Below are 18,822 nucleotides of genomic sequence, written 5' to 3'. Positions count from 1 at the left end.
TCTCCCCCCTCAAGGGGGGAGATTGGATTTCACAACGGTTTTCACCACACTAAAGTTGAAAGAATGGCACGGTCGCCGAAGCGACTGATCTCCCCCCTTGAGGGGGAGATGTCCGGCAGGACAGAGGGGGGCGCTGTCCCTCGGCCTGTCAGCTCTTGCGCGCTCAAACCGCCGGCGGGTTGAGCCGGGCGAAACCTTCCTGGCGCCGATAAGGAAAATACGGGTAGGAGGCGGTGACTTCGCTTGCGGCGTCGAGCGTGTTCATCTGCTCCGGCGTCAACGTCCAGCCGACCGCGCCGAGGTTCTGGCGAAGCTGCTCCTCATTGCGGGCGCCGATGATGACGGAGGCTACGGTCGGGCGCTGCAGGAGCCAGTTGATGGCGATCTGCGGCACGGTCTTGCCGGTTTCCCCGGCTATCGCGTCGAGCGCGTCGACGACCCGGTAGAGATGTTCGTCCTCGACCGGCGGTCCGAAGCTTGCGGTGTCGTGCAGCCGGCTCTTTTCCGGCAGCTTCTCGCCACGGCGGATCTTGCCGGTCAGGCGTCCCCAGCCAAGCGGGCTCCAGACCAGCGCGCCGACACCCTGGTCGAGGCCGAGCGGCATCAACTCCCATTCGTAGTCGCGCCCGACCAGCGAATAATAGACCTGGTGGGCGACGTAGCGCGGATATCCGTGCCTGTCCGCCAGGCCGAGCGATTTCATCACCTGCCAGCCGGAGAAATTGGAGACGCCGACATAACGCAGCTTGCCGGCGCGCACGAGGTCATCCAGCGTCGACAGCACTTCCTCGATCGGCGTGCCGGCATCGAAGGCGTGCAGTTGCAACAGGTCGACATAGTCGGTGCCGAGACGTTTTAGCGCGTCGTCCACGGATCTGATCAGCCGCGAACGCGACGAGCCGTAGTCAGCCGGCCCGTCGCCCATCGGCAGCGCGGTCTTGGTCGAGATCAGCACGGCGTCGCGACGGCCTTTGATCGCTTGGCCGAGCACCTCTTCGGAAGCGCCGTTCGAATAGACGTCGGCGGTGTCGAACAGGTTGACGCCGGCCTCAAGGCAGATGTCGATCAATCGCCGCGCTTCCGCCGCGTCGCTGTTGCCCCAGGCGCCGAACAGCGGCCCGGAACCGCCAAAAGTTCCAGCGCCGAACGAGAGCGCCGGGACCTTCAGGCCCGAGGTGCCAAGACGTCGATATTCCATCTTTTTCTCCTATGATGACAAAGAGGATTCGGATTTCATCGGACTCGCTTACGAGCAGGCGGTTGCCGGTTCGCCGAGCGTCGGGCGATCGAGACGCAGCGCCAGCGCAGCCACGCCGAGCGCCGCGAGTGGCAGCAGGGCGGCGACCCAGGTGACGGCGCCGAGGCCGGGACCATGGGCGATGACCATGCCGCCAAGCCATGCGCCGGCGGCGTTGCCAAGATTGAAGGCAGCGATGTTGAACGACGAAGCCAGGCTCTGGCCGGCGCCTTCGGCCTTTTCCAGCACCCACATCTGCAACGGCGCCACGGTGGCGAAGGCGGCAGCACCCAGCAGGCCGACATAGATGACGGTCATCGTCTGGCTGTGCAGGGCAAAGGTCATTGTGCCGAGCACCAGCGCCAGCACGACGAGGCTGCCGAGGACGGACGGCACCAGCCAGCGGTCGGCGAACTTGCCGCCCAGCAGATTGCCGGCGATGAGGCCGCCGCCGAAGACGAGCAGGATCGGCGACACGGCGGCTTCCGCAAAGCCGCTGATCTCGGTCAGCAGAGGTGCGATATAGGTGAAGACGGCGAACACGCCGGCATAGCCGAGCACCGTGGTGGCGAAGCCAAGCAGGACGGGCTTGCGGCCGAGCACGGCCAGATCGGCGCGGAGGTTGCTTTTCTCGGGAGCGACCTGGCTGCGTGGTACCAGCAGCAGGATGATTGCGAAGGCCGCCAGTCCAACAGCGGTCACGGCCCAGAAGGTCGCGCGCCAGCCGAAGGCCTGGCCGAGCCAGGTGCCGAAGGGAACGCCGAGGATGTTGGCGATGGTCAGGCCGGTGAACATCAGCGCGATCGCCGAAGCCTTCTTGTTGGGTACGACCAGCCCGGTCGCGACGACGGAACCGACGCCGAAGAAGGTGCCGTGGGCAAAGGCGGTGATCACGCGGGCGCCCATCAGCGTCCAGTAATCTGGGGCGAGCGCGCAGGCGAGATTGCCAAGCGTGAAGATCGCCATCAGCGCCAAGAGCACGGTCTTGCGCGGCCAGCTTCCCGTGGCGATGGTCAAGAGCGGCGCGCCCACGACAACGCCCAGCGCATAGCCCGAAATCAACTGCCCGGCGGCCGAGATCGACACACCGAGATCCTTGCTGACATCGAGCAGCAGGCCCATGATGACGAATTCGGTGACGCCAATGCCGAAGGCGCCGGCGGCGAGGGCGTAGAGAGCAAGAGGCATGGTCATCGTCCTGTTGGTGGCAAAGGACGCTGTTTTCCCCGCGTCCCGACCGGAAGATCGTGTCGCGGCGAACTGTGAACCAGACTTGCCCCGGGCACATTTTCTGTGAAATAGATTCACGAATGGCGAGACCCGACATCAATCGCTCCGGCGAGATCGAAGTGTTCGTTCGCGTCGTCGAGGCCGGCAGCTTTTCGGCGGCGGCGCGGGCGCTGCGCATGACGCCATCGGCGGTGAGCAAGCTGATCGCGCGGCTGGAAGCACGGCTTGGCGCACGGCTCGTCAGCCGCTCGACACGCCGGTTGCAGCTCACCCCGGAGGGCATCGCTTTCCACGACAGCGGCAGGCGCATCCTCGCCGACTTGGATGCGGCCGAACGCGAAGCGGCGGTCGGGGCAGCACCGCGCGGCCTGCTGCGCGTCAACAGCTACGTGCCGTTCGGGCAGCACCGGCTGATCCCGCTGCTGCCGCGCTTCCTCGAACGTTACCCCGAGATCTCCGTCGACGCGGTGCTGACAGACAGCGTCATCGACCTGATGGAAGAGCGCGCCGATGTCGCCATCCGGGCCGGACCGCTCCGCGAGTCACGGCTGGTGGCGCGCAAGCTCGGCCAGAGCCGAATGGTGGTGGTTGCCGCCCCATCCTACCTTGAGGCGTGCGGCGCGCCGCGTCTGCCTGCCGACCTCGACCGTCACAACCGTCTTGCCTTCGGCTTCGCGCGATACATTGATGGCTGGCCGTTCACCGACACGGCCGGGGCGCCTCTTACGGTTCCGGTCACCGGCAATGCGATGGTCAGCGACGGCGAGGCGATGCGGTTGACGGCGCTGGCCGGGGCGGGCATTGCCCGGCTGGCCCGCTGGCACGTCGCGCCCGACATTGCCGCAGGTCGTCTCGTGCCGCTGCTGGAAAAATTCAATCCCGGCGACGAGGAGCCGACGCATGCCGTCTATGTCGGCCAGGGCAAGCACCTGCCGGCCAGGGTGCGGGCTTTTCTCGATTTTCTGGTAGAGAGCGTGCGGCTCTGAAGGAAGAAAAGCCGCGCGCCTGAGGACGCGCGACCTTTCATAAAGGGGGCCTGACGCTGCCTGCTAGGCCTTCGGAACGAAAGGCGCAGGGCGCCGGCCGGCAGCCTGTCGCTCCAGCATCCAGCCGGGATATTCGGCCGGCAGCGCGCTGACCTCGTCGAGCTTGGCAAGATCGTCGGCGTCGAGCTTCAGCTCGGTGGCAGCAAGGTTTTGTTCGAGCTGCTCCATGCGGCTGGCGCCGATGATGACGCTCATCACGAAGGGTTTGGCCAGGACATAGCCGAGCGCCACGGTGGCGACGCTGACGCCGTGCTTTTTGGCGATGTCGCGCATGACGGCAACCGCCGCCCAGGCGCGGTCCTCGTTGACAGGCGGGAAGTTGAAGGAGGCGCGGCGGCCTTCGCCATTGCCGGGCGCGCCGGGGCCGTATTTGCCGGAGAGCAGGCCGCCGGCCATCGGCGACCAGACCATCAGGCCGAGCTTTTCCTCGTGGAGCAGCGGCACGATCTCGCGCTCGAGGTCGCGACCGGCGATCGAGTAGTAGGATTGCACCGTCTCGAAGCGGGCAAAGCCCTTGCGCTCGGCGATGCCCAGCGCCTTGGCGATGCGCCAGGCCTGCCAGTTGGAAACGCCGACATAGCGCACCTTGCCGCTGGAAACGAGATCGTCGAGCGCTCGAAGCGTCTCATCGATCGGCGTCACCGCGTCGGTGCCGTGCAACTGGTAGAGATCGATATGGTCGAGCCGCAGCCGCTCGAGGCTGGCATCGACCGAATCCATGATATGGCCCCGCGAGGAGCCGCGCTGGTTCGGCCCCTCGCCCATGGCGCCGTGCACCTTGGTGGCGATGACCACGTTCGACCTGACAATGCCGAGATCCCTGAGCGACTGGCCGAGCAAACGCTCTGATTGACCAAACGAATAGACGTCGGCCGTATCGAAGAAGTTGACGCCGGCAGCGATTGATCGGGAGACGATCTCGTTGACGCCCTTCTGGTCGAGGCTGGCGATCAGGCCCCATTGGGCATTTTCACCGGCGGCGCCGAAGGTCATGGTGCCGAGGCACAGTTCGGAGACGAACATCCCCGTATTTCCAAGTTGATTGTAGCGCATGATGCGGCTCCGGAGGATTGGTGATGACATCGATCAAATAGGAACGGTACGTTTCGTTTCCAGAGGTGGCGCAATGAACCTGTCACGTTGGCATAACGATTTATCGGCTGCCGAAGATCGCCGAGCCGACCCTGACGCTTGTGGCGCCGAAGGCGATCGCTGTCTCGTAGTCGCCGGACATGCCCATCGACAGTTTTTCGACGCCGGCCTCGCGGGCGAGCTTCTCCAGCAGCGCGAAATGCGGGCCGGGGTTCTCGTCGGCCGGCGGGATGCACATCAGGCCCTCGATGGCGAGGCCATGGACGTCGCGGCAGCGGGCGACGAAGGCGACGGCCTCGCGCGGTTCGATGCCGGCCTTCTGCGGTTCGGAACCGGTGTTGACCTGGACATAGAGTTTTGGCGCGCGGCCCTGCCTGGCCATCTCCCTGGCGAGTTCGGCGGCGATCTTCTCGCGGTCGACCGTCTCGATGACGTCGAACAGCGCGACTGCTTCCCTGGCCTTGTTCGATTGCAGCGGGCCGATCAGATGCAGCTCGATATCAGGGAAGGCCGCCTGCAGCGCCGGCCACTTGGCCTGCGCTTCCTGCACGCGGTTTTCGCCGAAGATACGCTGGCCTGCCTCGATGACCGGGCGGATGTCGGCGGCGTCGAAGGTCTTCGACACGGCGACCAATGTGACGGCGCCGGCTTCGCGGCTGGCCTCATGCTCGGCTGCGGCGATTTTCGCCCTGACCGTGGAAAGCTGTTCAACGGGGCTCGCCATACCTATATCCTGCCTGTCTTTTCATGCACGCCGGATCGCCGCAGTTGACGGGTCCGGCAATCCATGGTGAACACCGCGACGACATTTTCCTGGCCGCCGGCCGTTGTCCGGCGGCTCGTGCCTGCTTTTTAAGTGAAAAACATCCGATGGCAACCGAACGATACAATCCGCGCGCATCAGAGCCCAAATGGCAGAAGGCCTGGGCTGAAAAGAAGCTGTTTGAAGCACACAACGACGACCCGCGCCCGAAATATTACATGCTGGAGATGTTCCCCTATCCATCGGGGCGCATCCATATCGGCCATGTGCGCAACTATACGATGGGCGACGTGGTGGCGCGCTACAAACGGGCCAAGGGTTTCAACGTGCTGCACCCGATCGGCTGGGACGCCTTCGGCCTTCCGGCCGAAAACGCGGCGCGCGACAACAATGTCAATCCACGCGACTGGACCTACGCCAATATCAAAACGATGAAGAGCCAGTTGAAGTCGATGGGTCTGTCTTGGGACTGGGCCCGCGAGTTCGCCACTTGCGATGCGAGCTACTACAAGCACCAGCAGAAGATGTTCCTGGATTTCTGGAAGGCCGGGCTGGCCGAGCGAAAATCGGCGAAGGTCAACTGGGATCCGATCGATATGACGGTGCTCGCCAACGAGCAGGTCATCGACGGGCGCGGCTGGCGATCCGGCGCATTGGTCGAGCAGCGCGACCTGACGCAATGGTTCTTCAAGATTACCTCGATGGCGCAGGAATTGCTGGATAGCCTGTCGACGCTGGAGCGCTGGCCGGACAAGGTCAAGCTGATGCAGGCCAACTGGATCGGCCGCTCGGAAGGCCTGCTGATACGCTGGCCGCTGACTGCCGCTACGGCGCCCGCCGGCGAGCGCGAGCTTGAGGTCTACACGACCCGGCCCGACACTATTTTCGGCGCCTCGTTCATGGCAATTGCGGCAGACCATCCGCTGGCGAGAAGGGCTGCGGAAAACAATGCCGAGCTGGCTGCCTTCATCAAGGATGTCAAGCGCGGCGGTACGGCGACTGCCGAGATCGAGACTGCCGAGAAGAAGGGCTTTGATACCGGCATCCGTGTCGTCCATCCGTTCGACGAGAGCTGGACACTGCCGGTTTATGTCGCCAATTTCGTGCTGATGGACTATGGCACCGGGGCCATCTTCGGTTGTCCATCCGGCGATCAGCGCGATCTCGACTTCGCTAATAAATACGGACTGCCGGTCATTCCAGTAGTGATGCCGGAAGGCGCCGACGCCAGGACCTTCCAGATTACAGAGGAGGCCTATACGGACGACGGCGTGATGATCAATTCGCGCTTCCTTGACGGTATGACGCCACAAGCCGCATTCGACGAGGTCGCGACCAGGCTGTCCGGCATAGCTATCGGCAATCGGCCGCAGGCTGAGCGCAAGGTGCAGTTCCGGCTGCGCGATTGGCTGGTCTCGCGCCAACGTTGCTGGGGCGCGCCAATCCCGGTGATCTATTGCGACGATTGCGGCGCCGTACCCGTGCGCGCCGAGAATTTGCCGGTCGAGTTGCCGGACCACCTGTCCTTCGACAAGCCAGGCAATCCGCTGGACAATCACCCGACGTGGAAGCATGTCGACTGTCCGCAATGTGGCAAGCCGGCGCGACGCGACACCGATACGATGGATACGTTTGTTGATTCGTCCTGGTATTTCGCGCGCTTCACAGACCCGTGGAACGAGGCTGCGCCGACGACGATGGCCGTGGTCGACGGCAAGAATGGCTGGCTGCCTGTCAACCAGTACATCGGCGGTGTCGAGCATGCGATCCTGCACCTGCTCTACTCGCGCTTCTTCACCCGCGCCATGAAGGCGACCGGCCACCTCAATGTGGTCGAAGAGCCGTTCGATGGACTGTTTACCCAAGGCATGGTTGTGCACGAGACCTATCGCGTCGGCAACGGCGCCAACGGCCAGTATGTCACTCCGGCGGAGGTCAGGGTTGACATGATCGACGGGGAGCGAAAGGCGGCTTTGATCAGCGACGGTACGCCGGTAGAGATCGGCGCGATCGAGAAAATGTCGAAGTCGAAGAAGAACGTCGTCGATCCCGACGATATCCTGGCAAACTACGGTGCTGACACCGCACGCTGGTTCGTACTGTCCGACTCGCCGCCCGACCGCGACGTGATTTGGACGGAAGCTGGCGTCGAGGGCGCACACCGCTTCGTGCAGCGCGTCTGGCGTCAGGTGTCGGAGGCAGCGCCCGCGCTGGCAGGAGTATCCCCTGCACAAGGCGTTTCCGGCCCCGCGCTTGAACTGTCGCGTATGGCGCATCGCGCCGCCAAGCAGGTGGCGGAGGATATCGAGAGGATCGCTTTCAACAAAGGCATCGCGCGTCTCTATGAATTGGTCAATGCCATCCAGGCGCTTGCGCCCGCCGGATCCAATGTCCCGGGTGGCAGGAGTCTGGACCCGGAAAACGCTCCGGCGTTGCGTGAGGCGCTGGAAATGTTGGTCATCATGATCGCGCCCATGATGCCGCATCTGGCTGACGAATGCTGGTCGACCTTGGGCGGGACAGGATTTGTCGCCGAACGGCCGTGGCCGGTCTATGATCCGGCGCTCGTCGTCGACAGCGAGATCGTGCTGCCGGTCCAGGTCAACGGCAAGAAGCGCGGCGATTTGACAATTGCCCGCGACGCGGACCAAGGTGCGGTCGAAAAAGCGGTTCTGGCTCTCGACTTCGTGCAGAAAGCGCTCGAAGGTAAGGCACCGCGCAAGGTGATCATCGTGCCGCAGAGGATCGTCAATGTCGTTGCCTGATCCGGAAAAGACAGATCTGACGCGTTTGCCGCGCCGGGTGGCACTTTGCGGCCTGGTCTTCTCGGCGGCACTGCTCTCGGCCTGCACGGTGCGCCCGCTCTATTCGAGCGCGCCGCTCACCGCGGGCTCGCAAGTCGGCGCCGCCGCCGAACTGGCGTCGATCTCGGTCAAGCCGGTCAATACACGCTACGCCCAGCAGGTCCGCAACAATCTGATCTTCGCGCTCGGCCAGGGCGCGGGCGAGCCGGCTTCACCGGTCTATTCGCTCGATCTCGGCGTCAGCGAACTCGTCGAATCCGCTGCCATCGTGCAGATTCAGACCGACGAGGACGAGCCGACGGCAGGCACGGTGACGCTGACCGCGAACTATGTGCTGACCGACGCCAAGACCGGCACGGCGATCGCGAGGGGCAAGCGCTCGATCGCTTCGTCCTTCGATAAGCCGCGCCAGGAGTTCGCCTCCTACAGGGCGCAGATCGACGCCGAGAACCGCGCGGCGCGCGAACTGGCGGATCTGCTGCGTTTGTCGATCGCCCAGGATCTGGTCAAACACGGAAAGACGGTGGCGGGTTAGACTGAGATCAAAGCGCTCGGCTATTGCCGGCACATGAAGAAAAGGCCGATTGCTCGGCCTTTTTTCGAAAACGGGGTGCTTTGCCTCAGCCGATCTTTTGGCCGGTCTTTGCCCAGTCGGCGAGGAACTGCTCCAGCCCCTTGTCGGTCAGCGGGTGCTTGACCAGCGCCTTCAGCGTCGCCGGCGGCGCGGTGATGACGTCGGCGCCGATGAGCGCTGCCTGCTTGACGTGGTTCACGGTGCGTACCGAAGCCGTCAGGATCTCGGTCGGGTAATCGTAGTTGTCGTAGATCTGCCGAATCTCCTGGATCAATTCCATGCCGTCCGAACCGGTGTCGTCGATGCGGCCGACGAAGGGCGATATGAAGGAGGCGCCGGCCTTGGCGGCGAGCAGCGCCTGGTTGGCGGAGAAGCAGAGCGTGACGTTGACCATGCGGTTCATCTCGGTGCGGATCGTCTTGCAGGCCTTCAGCCCGTCCAGCGTCAGCGGCACCTTGATGCAGACATTGTCGGCGATCTTGGCCAGAATCCTGGCCTCCGCCATCATGTCGTTGTATTCGGTGGCGACGACCTCGGCCGAGACCGGACCCTTGACGATATCGCAGATCTCTCTGGTGACGTCGGCGATCTTGCCGCCGGATTTGAGGATCAGCGATGGGTTGGTGGTGACGCCGTCGAGCAGCCCCAGATCGTTCAGCTCACGGATTTCCTTGACATCGGCGGTGTCGACAAAAAATTTCATGGCGGTCTCCTGAGGATTTTTATGTGCATGGCCTGCACATTCGGGGTCGGCCTTTGCTCTAGACCAAAGTCGAGGCAAGGTCACGTCTCATGATGGAAGATTCGCCCCTTGTCGCGGCCGCACCGGTGCTGGTGCCGATGCCGGCCGAACGGCCCTACACCTATGCCGTGCCCGCCGGCATGCGCGTGGTGCCGGGTTCGATCGTACGCGTGCCGCTCGGCCCGCGCCAGGTCGCCGGCATCGTCTGGGATGGCGCCGTGGAAAAGGTCGATGCGAGGAAATTGCGTCCGATCGAGCAGGTCTTCGACTGCCCGCCGATCGACCGCGCGATGCGCCGTTTCGTCGACTGGCTGGCGCAATACACGCTGTCGGCGCCCGGCATGGTGGCGCGCATGCTGCTCAGGGCGCCGGAAGCCTTCGATCCGGAACCATGGATCGAGGGACTGCAACGCACCCTGGCCATGCCCGACCGGATGACGGATGCGCGCATGCGTGTGCTGGAGACGGCCGAAGGCGGGCTTGCCTGGACGCGATCCGGCCTGGCGCACGCGGCCGGCGTGTCTTCGACCGTCATCGACGGGCTGAAGGCGCAAGGCGTGTTCGAGACCGTGATGATCCCGCCGCGGCCGGTAGTCGCAGCACCCGACCCTGACTATGCCCGGCCTTCGCTGATGGCGGACCAGAGCGATGCGGCCGCCATGCTGCGCGCCAATGTCGCGGCCGGCGCATTCGGCGTCACCCTGCTCGACGGGGTGACCGGGTCCGGCAAGACGGAGGTCTATTTCGAGGCGGTGGCCGCCGCGCTCGACCGGGGTAACCAAGTGCTGATCCTTCTGCCGGAGATCGCGCTGACGCATGCCTTCCTCGAACGCTTCCAGGAGCGGTTCGGCGCCAAGCCGGCGGAATGGCATTCGGATCTGCCGCCAAGGATGCGCGAACGTGTCTGGCGGCAAGTGGCTGAAGGCAGCGTGCGCGTCGTCGCCGGCGCGCGTTCGGCGCTGTTTCTGCCGTTCAAGGAGCTCGGGCTGATCGTCGTCGACGAGGAGCACGACCCCGCCTACAAGCAGGAGGACCGCGTCTTCTACAATGCCCGCGACATGGCCGTGGTGCGCGGCCATATCGGTGGCTTCCCGGTCGTGCTCGCCTCGGCGACGCCGTCGGTCGAAAGCCGGGTCAATGCGCAACAGGGCCGCTACAGCAGGGCGGTGCTTTCGGCGCGCTTCGCCGAGGCGGCTCTCCCCGACCTGAAGACGATCGACATGCGGCGCGCGCCGCCGGCGCGTGGCGGCTTCCTGTCGCCGGTACTGCTTGGCCATATGCGACAGACGCTGGAGAGGAAGGAGCAGTCGCTGCTGTTCCTCAACCGGCGCGGCTATGCGCCGCTGACGCTGTGCCGGGTCTGCGGCCATCGCTTCGGCTGTCCGGTCTGCTCGGCCTGGCTGGTCGAGCATCGCTTTCGCGGCCAACTCGTCTGCCACCATTGCGGGCACAATGAGAAGCGCCCGGAAGCCTGCCCCGAATGCGGCACGCTCGACCATCTGGTCGCTTGCGGGCCGGGCGTCGAGCGCATCGCCGAAGAGGTGGTGACGCATTTTCCCGACGCCCGCACAATTGTGCTGTCATCGGACCTGATGGGCGGCGTGCGGCGGCTCAGGCTCGAGTTGGAGGCCATCGCCAATGGCGAGGCCGATATCGTCATCGGCACGCAGCTGGTCGCCAAGGGCCATAATTTCCCCGACATGACGCTGGTCGGGGTGGTCGACGCCGATCTTGGCCTCGCCAATGGCGACCCGCGCGCCGCCGAGCGAACTTTCCAACTGCTCAGCCAGGTGACCGGCCGCGCCGGCCGCACCGGCAAGAAGAGCCTTGGCCTGTTGCAAACCTTTCAGCCCGACCATCCGGTGATGCGGGCGATCGTCTCCGGCGATGCCGAGGCCTTCTATGAGCGCGAGATCGCCGAGCGCGAGCGGGCGGCGCTGCCGCCTTTCGGCCGTCTGGCCGGCGTCATCGTCAGCGCGGTGACGCGGGCGGAAGCCGAGGGCCATGCACGGGGCCTGCGCCGCGCCGCGCCCGAGGCCACCGACCTGTTCGTGCTCGGACCGGCTGAGGCGCCGCTGTCACTGCTCGGCGGCCGTCACCGCTTCCGGCTGCTGATCCAGGGCGAAAAGCGCGCCGACATGCAAGGCTTCATCCGCGCCATGCTGGCCAACGGGCCGAAGCAGCGCGGCTCGGTCAGGGTGCAGGTCGATATCGATCCACAGAGCTTTTTGTAGCGGCCCCCCTTCGGGTTCATTGAGCACGGATCAAAATTCGACGTCTCGCGATGCCGATTCATTTCGCCCTAATTCGATGCCGCCGGGATACCGAAGCAGAAGTCCGCAAGGTTTTTCTCGCTTTTTTGTGGATAGAGCTTTCGGGCATTATCAACCGGGACGACCATGGCAACTGGCTTACCGTATCTCGTGATGACGGTTGGCTCCCCCCTTCCCGCGGCATCGACGACTGCCGAAAGTTCCCTCCTGGCCTGCTGAAGTTGAACAGTTTTCACCACAATCCCCCTTGTAGTCTCATGTCTATAATATCGATGATTGCGTAGAAAAAGGAACAGTCCCCATGAAAACCCTTGGCCTTCTCGGCGGCATGAGCTGGGAATCGACGGCCATCTATTATCGCCTGCTCAACGAGATCGTGCGTGATCGGCTTGGCGGGCTGCATTCGGCGAAGCTGCTCCTGTGGTCGTTCGACTTTGCCGAGATCGCGGAGCGGCAGCACCACGGCGACTGGGATGGCGCCGGCCTGCTTCTGATTCGGGCCGCGCGCAAGCTCGAGTCCGGCGGGGCTGAAGGTCTGCTGCTGTGCACCAACACAATGCACAAGCTCGCCGATGAGGTGCAGGCGGCGGTATCGATTCCGCTCATTCATATCGCCGATGCCACGGCGGTCGCCGTCAAGAGCGCTGGCGTCGACCGCCCTGCGCTGCTCGCGACCCGCTTCACCATGGAACAAGATTTCTACAAGGGACGGCTCGCCGACCGATACGGTCTGCAACCAGTGGTGCCCGAGCAGGCCGGCCGCGACATGGTGCACAAGGTAATCTACGACGAACTCTGCCAAGGCATCGTCAGCGCCGAATCAAAGGCGGCTTATATCGACGAAATCGCCCGCCTGCGGCGCGATGAGAAGATCGACGGCGTCATCATGGGATGCACCGAGATCACCATGCTGATCGGCCAGCAGGATTTCGACATTCCGGTGTTCGACACGACGCGCATCCATGCCGAGGCGGCGGTGGCATTCGCGCTCTCTTGATGTGCGCTTCCTAAAGTACTGCCGCCATCTGGCGCGAGGGCTTTCCTTCGCTAGAATGCCCGAAATTTCGAAACAGCCATTTACGAGGGGACGAGGATGGAATTTGCGTTTCCATGGCCGATGAGCCAGGGCGAGTGGCTGGCATGGTCGAGTGCCGTCGTGACCTTGGCTCTCGGCCTGCTGCTGTTCCTGGCGCCGGGGCTGGCCTTCCGGATTCTGCGGCTGCAGGTCAAGCCCGAAAAGGCGGCGGCGATCGCCGAAGGGCGGGGCCGCATGTCGGGCTTCTATCTCGGGGTCAGCCTGTGCTGCATCCTGTTGGCGCAGCCGCTGCTCTACATGGCGCTCGGCTTTTCCTGGCTGTTCACCGCTTTCGGCCGCCTGCTGTCGATGATGTCGGACGGCGCCAACACACCTTTCAACTGGGTTTCGATCGCCGTGGAATTGGTGCTGGCGGCCTTGCCGCTCGCCTTCGCCTTCGGCTTTTTGCCCTGATTGGCAGCCGTTCGGGTTGTGCCGGTTCGGTCAGGCCAGGAGCTTAAAGTCCGGCCCTCCGCGCCAGATAGGGGGCAAGCGCAAGCGAATAGCTCGCCGTCAGATGATGGTTGTCGCGCCAGACGATGATGTTGCCGACAACCGCCGGGCATAGTTGCGGTCCGCAAATGGCGTCGTTCATGTCGATGAAGGCCACATTGTTCTCGGCCTTCGCGGCCAGCGCCAGAACGTCGCTCGGCGCGCCTTCGCTGCGGCTGGTGAAGCATTTTGTCGGCGTTGCGCTCAGGCACTCGCCGGGATCGAACCTCACATAAGGGGTGTTGCGGATTGCCGCGATCCGCGCGCCGGCCAAGGTGAGGGTGCGCCAAAGACTACGCAGCCCTTCGACCATCTCCTCCTGCGGAACAGAGCCATAGTTGGACTGGCTGGTGAACACCAGATATGGCTTCAGCTTGATGATTTCGGCAAGCACCTTTTCCCGCCATTCAGCGCAGGCCACGTAGGGCTTGTCGCCGCCGATCGGTGCCCGAGCGAATGGACAGGCGGCCTTCGTGAAGCTGACGAACCTGAACTTGCGGTCCGTGGCGATCCTGTCGAGTGCCGGGATCCATTGCGCGGCATGGGAATCACCGACCAGAACGATGGTCGTCGTGCCTGCCGGGTCGCCGAGCCGGCACCCTGTCGCATCCGTGCCGTCCTGCTCCTGATGGCACCTGGACGCGTAGACGACCGGCACGTCCCGCCTCAGCCTGGCCAGCGGAGGGAGAAGATCCACATTGGCCGGCGTCGGCGCGCCCGAGAGCAAAGCAGCAGGCCCGGGGTAGGAAGGCGTTCCGATCAGGGCGGTGTCGACTGTCTCGGTCTTCAACGCATAGAGGAGGACGCCCGAGGCGATGACGCATGTCAGAATCCCGGCGCTGCCGTAGCCCAGCGGCTTCCACCAGGCATTCGTCTGAACCCGTCGATAGCGCTCCTCGACATATCGATAAGAGAGCTGCGACAGTGCAAGGGTCACCACAATCAGGCCGACGCCGCTGGCAAGGCTCGGCGAATAACCCAGAGCCTGGAAGAAGGTGATCAGCGGCCAGTGCCAAAGATAGATCGAGTAGGACCGGTCGCCGATGAGGCGGAGAACTTTTGAATCGAGTCCGCGAAACTGGCCGATCCGCACATTGCCGGCCAGAATGACAAAAGCGGTGGCAAGGGTCGGCAGCAAGGCGGCGGCGCCAGGAAATGGCGTTGCCGCGGAAAACCAGATTGCCGGGACGAGGATGCCGGCCAGGCCCGCGATCAGAAGCAGTCGCCTGGCGAGAACATCCAGCCGAAACCTCTGCTCGGTCAGGACCAGCAATCCCCCCAACGCCAGTTCCCAGAGGCGCGTCTGCGTGACGAAGTAGGCCTGAGCGGCATCCAGCCATGTCGTCACTATGGAGGCGATCAGCGACGCGACGAAAACCAGCGCCAGCGCCCCGACCAATGAACCCTTCGGCGGAAGTCGCATGCGGCGCGACAGCCAGGTCACGCCGATCATCAGGAGCGGCCAGACGATATAGAACTGTTCTTCTATCGACAGCGACCAGTAATGCTGCACCGGCGTCGGCAAGGTGTCGGCATCGAGATAGCTGACGGCGATCGAGGCCAGGCGCCAGTTCTCGATATAGAGCGCACTGGCAAGAATCTGGTTTGCGGTTTCCTCCCACCGGGCTTTCGACAGGAACAGCAGCGTTCCACAGAGTGTCGCGGCCAGAACGAGGAGCGCAGCCGGCAACAGCCGCCGGATGCGCCTGGAATAGAACCCGATCAGCGATATGCGGCCTTCATGCATTGCCATCTGCGCAAGCATGCCGGTGATCAGATAGCCCGAGATGACGAAAAAGACATCGACGCCTATATAGCCGCCCGGAAGGACATCCGGCCACAGGTGATAGATGACGACCAGGGCCACCGCCACGCCGCGCAACCCCTGTATCTCCGGCCGAAATCCCCGTCCCTCACCTACCGGCTGCAAGATATCACCGCAAATTCCGAAGCGCCCCTTTGGACCGTCCCGGCCCAAGATTATCCTGAAGAGCAATCGCGGTGATCCGTATCAAAGTTCGATTGCGGCCACCATAGATCATGGGCGCAAGAGTCACTCGCGGGAGAGGCTGGCCTGACGCGGTTCCCGGGCTCAACTTCGCATCTGCAGTTGGCTGAAATCTGATATGGTTTTGGGTCCGAAGCTCCTGGCCGCGGTCGTCCTCAAAACGGCGAGACCTGCGAATCCGCTACGCTGGCGATTGAACTCTGGCGCCGGATGCGACAATAGTGCCCGAAACCATGCGGAAGGACGCATTGCGGTCTTAAAATGCCTGTGCTAGACGGCAATCGACTTTCGGCCGGGGATAGCGGAAGCCGCGCCTCCGTGCTTAAAAAAATGCAGTAAGGTCAAAGATTTAGCCAGAGTTTATTGCTCGCGCCAACAATCTGCGGCCTGTCAGACAAGAGAAAAGACGGTCCGTGGCCCAATCGTCATCGCCAATCTCAGGTGTCGCAGAGCGCTATGCGGGTTCGCTGTTCGAACTCGCCCAGCAGGCAAATTCGGTCGCCAAGGTCGAAGCCGACCTCAACGGCTTCCAAGCCATGCTCGACGGCAGCGCCGACCTTGCCCGGCTGATCAAGAGCCCGGTGTTTTCCAGCGAGGACCAGGCCAAGGCCATCGCGGCGATCGCCGACAAGGCAGGCATCACCGGCCTCACCGGTAATTTCCTGCGTGTCGTCGCCAGCAATCGCCGTCTGTTCGCGGTGCCGGGCATGATCAAGGCGTTCCGCCAGATCGCCGCCGAACATCGCGGCGAGGCCGCCGCCGAGGTCACCTCGGCGCATGAACTGACGGCGGCCCAGCAGACCGAACTCAAGGCGGCGTTGAAGAGCGTTGCCGGCAAGGATGTGGCGATCACTGTCACCGTCGATCCGTCGCTGCTCGGCGGGCTGGTGGTCAAGATGGGCTCGCGCCAGATCGATACGTCGCTCAAAACCAAACTCAATTCGCTCAAGCTTGCACTGAAAGAGGTCGGCTGATGGACATCCGCGCCGCGGAAATTTCCGCAATTCTGAAAGACCAGATCAAGAATTTCGGCAAGGAGGCCGAGGTCTCCGAAGTCGGCCAGGTGCTGTCCGTCGGTGACGGCATCGCCCGCGTCTACGGCCTCGACAACGTCCAGGCCGGCGAGATGGTCGAATTCCCCGGCGGCATCCGCGGCATGGCGCTCAACCTCGAAGCCGACAATGTCGGCGTCGTCATCTTCGGCGCCGACCGCGACATCAAGGAAGGCGACACCGTCAAGCGCACCGGCGCCATCGTCGACGTTCCGGTCGGTCCTGGCCTGCTCGGCCGCGTCGTCGACGCGCTCGGCAATCCGATCGACGGCAAGGGCCCGATCAAGGCAACCGAGCGCAAGCGCGTCGACGTCAAGGCGCCCGGCATCATCCCGCGCAAGTCGGTGCATGAGCCGATGTCGACCGGCCTCAAGGCCATCGACGCGCTGATCCCGGTCGGTCGCGGCCAGCGCGAACTGGTCATTGGCGATCGCCAGACCGGCAAGACCGCCATCATCCTCGACACGATGCTCAACCAGAAAGCGGTGCACGACAACGGCCCGGAGAAGGAAAAGCTCTACTGCGTCTACGTCGCCGTCGGCCAGAAGCGCTCGACCGTCGCGCAGTTCGTCAAGGTGCTGGAGGAGCGCGGCGCGCTCGACTACTCCATCATCATCGCCGCCACCGCGTCCGATCCGGCGCCGATGCAGTTCCTGGCGCCGTTCGCCGGCTGCACCATGGGCGAATATTTCCGCGACAACGGCATGCATGCGCTGATCAGCTATGACGATCTGTCGAAGCAGGCCGTCGCCTATCGCCAGATGTCGCTCCTGCTGCGCCGCCCGCCGGGCCGTGAAGCCTATCCGGGCGACGTGTTCTACCTGCATTCGCGCCTGCTTGAGCGCGCCGCCAAGCTCAATGACGACAATGGCAATGGTTCGCTGACCGCGCTGCCGATCATCGAGACGCAGGCCAACGACGTGTCGGCCTACATCCCGACCAACGTCATCTCGATCACCGACGGCCAGATCTTCCTGGAAACCAACCTGTTCTTCCAGGGCATCCGTCCGGCGGTCAATGTCGGCCTGTCGGTGTCGCGCGTCGGTTCCTCGGCGCAGATCAAGGCGATGAAGCAGGTTGCCGGCTCGATCAAGGGCGAGCTCGCGCAGTACCGCGAAATGGCGGCCTTCGCGCAGTTCGGCTCCGACCTCGACGCCGCCACGCAGCGCCTGCTCAACCGCGGCTCGCGCCTGACCGAACTTTTGAAGCAGCCGCAGTTCTCGCCGCTGAAGGTCGAAGAGCAGGTCGCGGTGATCTTCGCCGGCGTCAACGGCTATCTCGACAAGCTCGCGGTCAACCAGGTCGGCAAATTCGAGCATGGGCTGCTCAGCCATATGCGTTCGGCCGGCAAGGACGTGCTCGACGGCATCCGCAAGGAAAAGGCGCTGTCGGACGATCTGCGCGCCAAGCTGAAGGCGGAGATCGACGCCTTCGCCAAGACCTTCGCTTGAACGAAGCCGGGAATCAGGTTTGAAGCATGGCTTCGTTAAAAGACCTTCGTAACCGTATCGCCTCGGTCAAGGCGACGCAGAAGATCACCAAGGCGATGCAGATGGTCGCCGCGGCGAAGCTGCGTCGCGCGCAGGAAGCGGCGGAAGCAGCTAGACCCTATTCGGAGCGCATGGGCGCGGTGCTGGCCAACATCACCCAGGCGATCGGCGGCGGCGGCGATGCTCCCGCGCTGATGACCGGCACCGGCAAGGACGACGTGCACCTGCTCGTCGTGTGCACCGCCGAGCGCGGCCTGTGCGGCGGCTTCAATTCGCAGATCGCCCGTCTCGCCCGCGACCATATCCGCAAGCTCCTGGCCGATGGCAAGCAGGTCAAGATCATCTGCGTCGGCAAGAAGGGCTTTGACATATTGCGCCGCGACTACGCGGCGCTGATCATCGACCGCGTCGATCTGCGCGAGGTCAAGACGCTGGGCTTCGTCAATGCCGACGCGATCGCCAAGAAGGTGATCAGCCTCTTCAACGAGGGCGGCTTCGACATTTGCACGCTGTTCTATTCGCAGTTCAAGTCGGTGATCAGCCAGATCCCGACGGCGCAGCAGATCATCCCGGCCGGCGTGCCATCGATCGCCGCCGAGACGACGAATGGCGGCAACGCCGTCTATGAATATGAGCCGGAGCCGGGCGAAATCCTCTCCGACCTCATTCCGCGCAACATCTCGGTCCAGATCTTCCGCGCGCTGCTCGAAAACGCAGCCGGCGAGATGGGCGCCAAGATGAGCGCCATGGACAATGCGACGCGCAACGCCGGCGACATGATCAACAAACTGTCGATCACCTACAACCGCCAGCGCCAGGCGCAGATCACCAAGGAATTGATCGAAATCATTTCGGGCGCCGAGGCGCTCTAGGCGCGCTCGCCACGAAGGTCTCCGACCTTCAGGCGGATCGCGTGAGAAACAAAGGACGAGAAGGGTAAAGAC

At 63.7% G+C, this 18,822-nt stretch carries 16 protein-coding genes; 9 read left to right on the top strand and 7 right to left on the bottom strand.

Annotated elements, in window-relative coordinates; all coding sequences use genetic code 11:
- Positions 1 to 163: 163 nt before the first annotated feature.
- Both AC0L2H_RS31410 and AC0L2H_RS31405 read right to left on the bottom strand, forming a co-directional pair.
- A complete protein-coding gene (locus AC0L2H_RS31410) occupies positions 164 to 1,198 on the bottom strand; it encodes an aldo/keto reductase (protein WP_473593596.1) in 1,035 nt (344 codons plus the stop codon).
- A gap of 48 nt (positions 1,199 to 1,246) precedes the next feature.
- Entirely contained in the window at positions 1,247 to 2,425 is a 1,179-nt protein-coding gene (locus AC0L2H_RS31405; RefSeq protein WP_473593595.1) for an MFS transporter, read from the bottom strand.
- A gap of 122 nt (positions 2,426 to 2,547) precedes the next feature.
- Between AC0L2H_RS31405 and AC0L2H_RS31400 the strand changes: the two genes are divergently transcribed.
- Positions 2,548 to 3,453, top strand: coding sequence for a LysR family transcriptional regulator (locus AC0L2H_RS31400; RefSeq protein WP_473593594.1), 906 nt, complete (start codon positions 2,548 to 2,550; stop codon positions 3,451 to 3,453).
- Positions 3,454 to 3,516: 63 nt separating this feature from the next.
- Here AC0L2H_RS31400 and AC0L2H_RS31395 read toward each other — a convergent pair whose 3' ends face one another.
- Positions 3,517 to 4,566: an aldo/keto reductase gene (locus AC0L2H_RS31395; RefSeq protein WP_473593593.1), complete on the bottom strand. Its 1,050-nt coding sequence runs from the start codon at positions 4,564 to 4,566 to the stop codon at positions 3,517 to 3,519.
- A gap of 100 nt (positions 4,567 to 4,666) precedes the next feature.
- Complete coding sequence (locus AC0L2H_RS31390; RefSeq protein WP_473593592.1) at positions 4,667 to 5,329, bottom strand: YggS family pyridoxal phosphate-dependent enzyme; 663 nt, start codon at positions 5,327 to 5,329, stop codon at positions 4,667 to 4,669.
- Between the two features lie 146 nt (positions 5,330 to 5,475).
- Here AC0L2H_RS31390 and leuS point away from each other — a divergent pair, with 146 nt between their 5' ends.
- Positions 5,476 to 8,133, top strand: coding sequence for a leucine--tRNA ligase (gene leuS, locus AC0L2H_RS31385; RefSeq protein WP_473593591.1), 2,658 nt, complete (start codon positions 5,476 to 5,478; stop codon positions 8,131 to 8,133).
- Positions 8,120 to 8,707: an LPS assembly lipoprotein LptE gene (gene lptE / locus AC0L2H_RS31380; protein ID WP_473593590.1), complete on the top strand. Its 588-nt coding sequence runs from the start codon at positions 8,120 to 8,122 to the stop codon at positions 8,705 to 8,707. Before leuS ends, lptE begins: the two co-directional genes overlap by 14 nt.
- An 85-nt stretch (positions 8,708 to 8,792) precedes the next feature.
- On the opposite strand, the gene fsa is transcribed toward lptE, so the two are convergent.
- Complete coding sequence (fsa, locus tag AC0L2H_RS31375; protein ID WP_473593589.1) at positions 8,793 to 9,449, bottom strand: fructose-6-phosphate aldolase; 657 nt, start codon at positions 9,447 to 9,449, stop codon at positions 8,793 to 8,795.
- Between the two features lie 89 nt (positions 9,450 to 9,538).
- On the opposite strand from fsa, the gene AC0L2H_RS31370 reads away from it, so the two are divergent.
- Positions 9,539 to 11,722, top strand: coding sequence for a primosomal protein N' (locus AC0L2H_RS31370; RefSeq protein ID WP_473593588.1), 2,184 nt, complete (start codon positions 9,539 to 9,541; stop codon positions 11,720 to 11,722).
- A 68-nt stretch (positions 11,723 to 11,790) separates the two neighbouring features.
- Here the strand turns inward: AC0L2H_RS31370 and AC0L2H_RS31365 are convergent, their stop codons facing one another.
- Positions 11,791 to 11,997 (bottom strand): type II toxin-antitoxin system Phd/YefM family antitoxin, encoded by a 207-nt coding sequence (locus AC0L2H_RS31365; RefSeq protein WP_473593587.1) that lies wholly within the window; start codon positions 11,995 to 11,997, stop codon positions 11,791 to 11,793.
- Between the two features lie 65 nt (positions 11,998 to 12,062).
- On the opposite strand from AC0L2H_RS31365, the gene AC0L2H_RS31360 reads away from it, so the two are divergent.
- Positions 12,063 to 12,758 (top strand): aspartate/glutamate racemase family protein, encoded by a 696-nt coding sequence (locus AC0L2H_RS31360; RefSeq protein ID WP_473593586.1) that lies wholly within the window; start codon positions 12,063 to 12,065, stop codon positions 12,756 to 12,758.
- A gap of 96 nt (positions 12,759 to 12,854) precedes the next feature.
- Positions 12,855 to 13,250, top strand: a complete 396-nt coding sequence (locus tag AC0L2H_RS31355) for an AGROH133_08824 family phage infection protein (RefSeq protein WP_097574547.1) — start codon at positions 12,855 to 12,857, stop codon at positions 13,248 to 13,250.
- Positions 13,251 to 13,293: 43 nt separating this feature from the next.
- On the opposite strand, the gene AC0L2H_RS31350 is transcribed toward AC0L2H_RS31355, so the two are convergent.
- The gene (locus AC0L2H_RS31350; protein ID WP_473593585.1) at positions 13,294 to 15,210 is read right to left on the bottom strand and encodes an acyltransferase family protein; all 1,917 of its coding nucleotides are present in this window, start codon (positions 15,208 to 15,210) and stop codon (positions 13,294 to 13,296) included.
- Positions 15,211 to 15,749: 539 nt separating this feature from the next.
- Between AC0L2H_RS31350 and AC0L2H_RS31345 the strand changes: the two genes are divergently transcribed.
- From AC0L2H_RS31345 to AC0L2H_RS31335, 3 genes are read left to right on the top strand one after another with little or no spacing between them, the layout of a single operon-like run.
- Positions 15,750 to 16,310 carry a F0F1 ATP synthase subunit delta gene (locus AC0L2H_RS31345; protein WP_473593584.1) on the top strand — a complete coding sequence of 187 codons (561 nt, stop codon included), beginning with the start codon at positions 15,750 to 15,752 and terminating at the stop codon, positions 16,308 to 16,310.
- A complete protein-coding gene (gene atpA, locus AC0L2H_RS31340) occupies positions 16,310 to 17,839 on the top strand; it encodes a F0F1 ATP synthase subunit alpha (RefSeq protein ID WP_107651353.1) in 1,530 nt (509 codons plus the stop codon). Before AC0L2H_RS31345 ends, atpA begins: the two co-directional genes overlap by 1 nt.
- A gap of 26 nt (positions 17,840 to 17,865) precedes the next feature.
- Positions 17,866 to 18,750: a F0F1 ATP synthase subunit gamma gene (locus AC0L2H_RS31335; RefSeq protein ID WP_473593583.1), complete on the top strand. Its 885-nt coding sequence runs from the start codon at positions 17,866 to 17,868 to the stop codon at positions 18,748 to 18,750.
- Positions 18,751 to 18,822 lie beyond the last annotated feature (72 nt).

This window comes from Mesorhizobium sp. WSM4871 (assembly GCF_055811295.1).
Note: the sequence above shows the minus strand (reverse complement) of the source record. Positions and strands in the feature narration are given on the sequence as shown.

Bases quoted from the DNA above. Each gene is read 5' to 3' on its own strand.
- AC0L2H_RS31410 (WP_473593596.1), bottom strand. From the start codon at position 1,198: ATGGAATATCGACGTCTTGGCACCTCGGGCCTGAAGGTCCCGGCGCTC.
- AC0L2H_RS31405 (WP_473593595.1), bottom strand. From the start codon at position 2,425: ATGCCTCTTGCTCTCTACGCCCTCGCCGCCGGCGCCTTCGGCATTGGC.
- AC0L2H_RS31400 (WP_473593594.1), top strand. From the start codon at position 2,548: ATGGCGAGACCCGACATCAATCGCTCCGGCGAGATCGAAGTGTTCGTT.
- AC0L2H_RS31395 (WP_473593593.1), bottom strand. From the start codon at position 4,566: ATGCGCTACAATCAACTTGGAAATACGGGGATGTTCGTCTCCGAACTG.
- AC0L2H_RS31390 (WP_473593592.1), bottom strand. From the start codon at position 5,329: ATGGCGAGCCCCGTTGAACAGCTTTCCACGGTCAGGGCGAAAATCGCC.
- leuS (WP_473593591.1), top strand. From the start codon at position 5,476: ATGGCAACCGAACGATACAATCCGCGCGCATCAGAGCCCAAATGGCAG.
- lptE (WP_473593590.1), top strand. From the start codon at position 8,120: ATGTCGTTGCCTGATCCGGAAAAGACAGATCTGACGCGTTTGCCGCGC.
- fsa (WP_473593589.1), bottom strand. From the start codon at position 9,449: ATGAAATTTTTTGTCGACACCGCCGATGTCAAGGAAATCCGTGAGCTG.
- AC0L2H_RS31370 (WP_473593588.1), top strand. From the start codon at position 9,539: ATGATGGAAGATTCGCCCCTTGTCGCGGCCGCACCGGTGCTGGTGCCG.
- AC0L2H_RS31360 (WP_473593586.1), top strand. From the start codon at position 12,063: ATGAAAACCCTTGGCCTTCTCGGCGGCATGAGCTGGGAATCGACGGCC.
- AC0L2H_RS31355 (WP_097574547.1), top strand. From the start codon at position 12,855: ATGGAATTTGCGTTTCCATGGCCGATGAGCCAGGGCGAGTGGCTGGCA.
- atpA (WP_107651353.1), top strand. From the start codon at position 16,310: ATGGACATCCGCGCCGCGGAAATTTCCGCAATTCTGAAAGACCAGATC.
- AC0L2H_RS31335 (WP_473593583.1), top strand. From the start codon at position 17,866: ATGGCTTCGTTAAAAGACCTTCGTAACCGTATCGCCTCGGTCAAGGCG.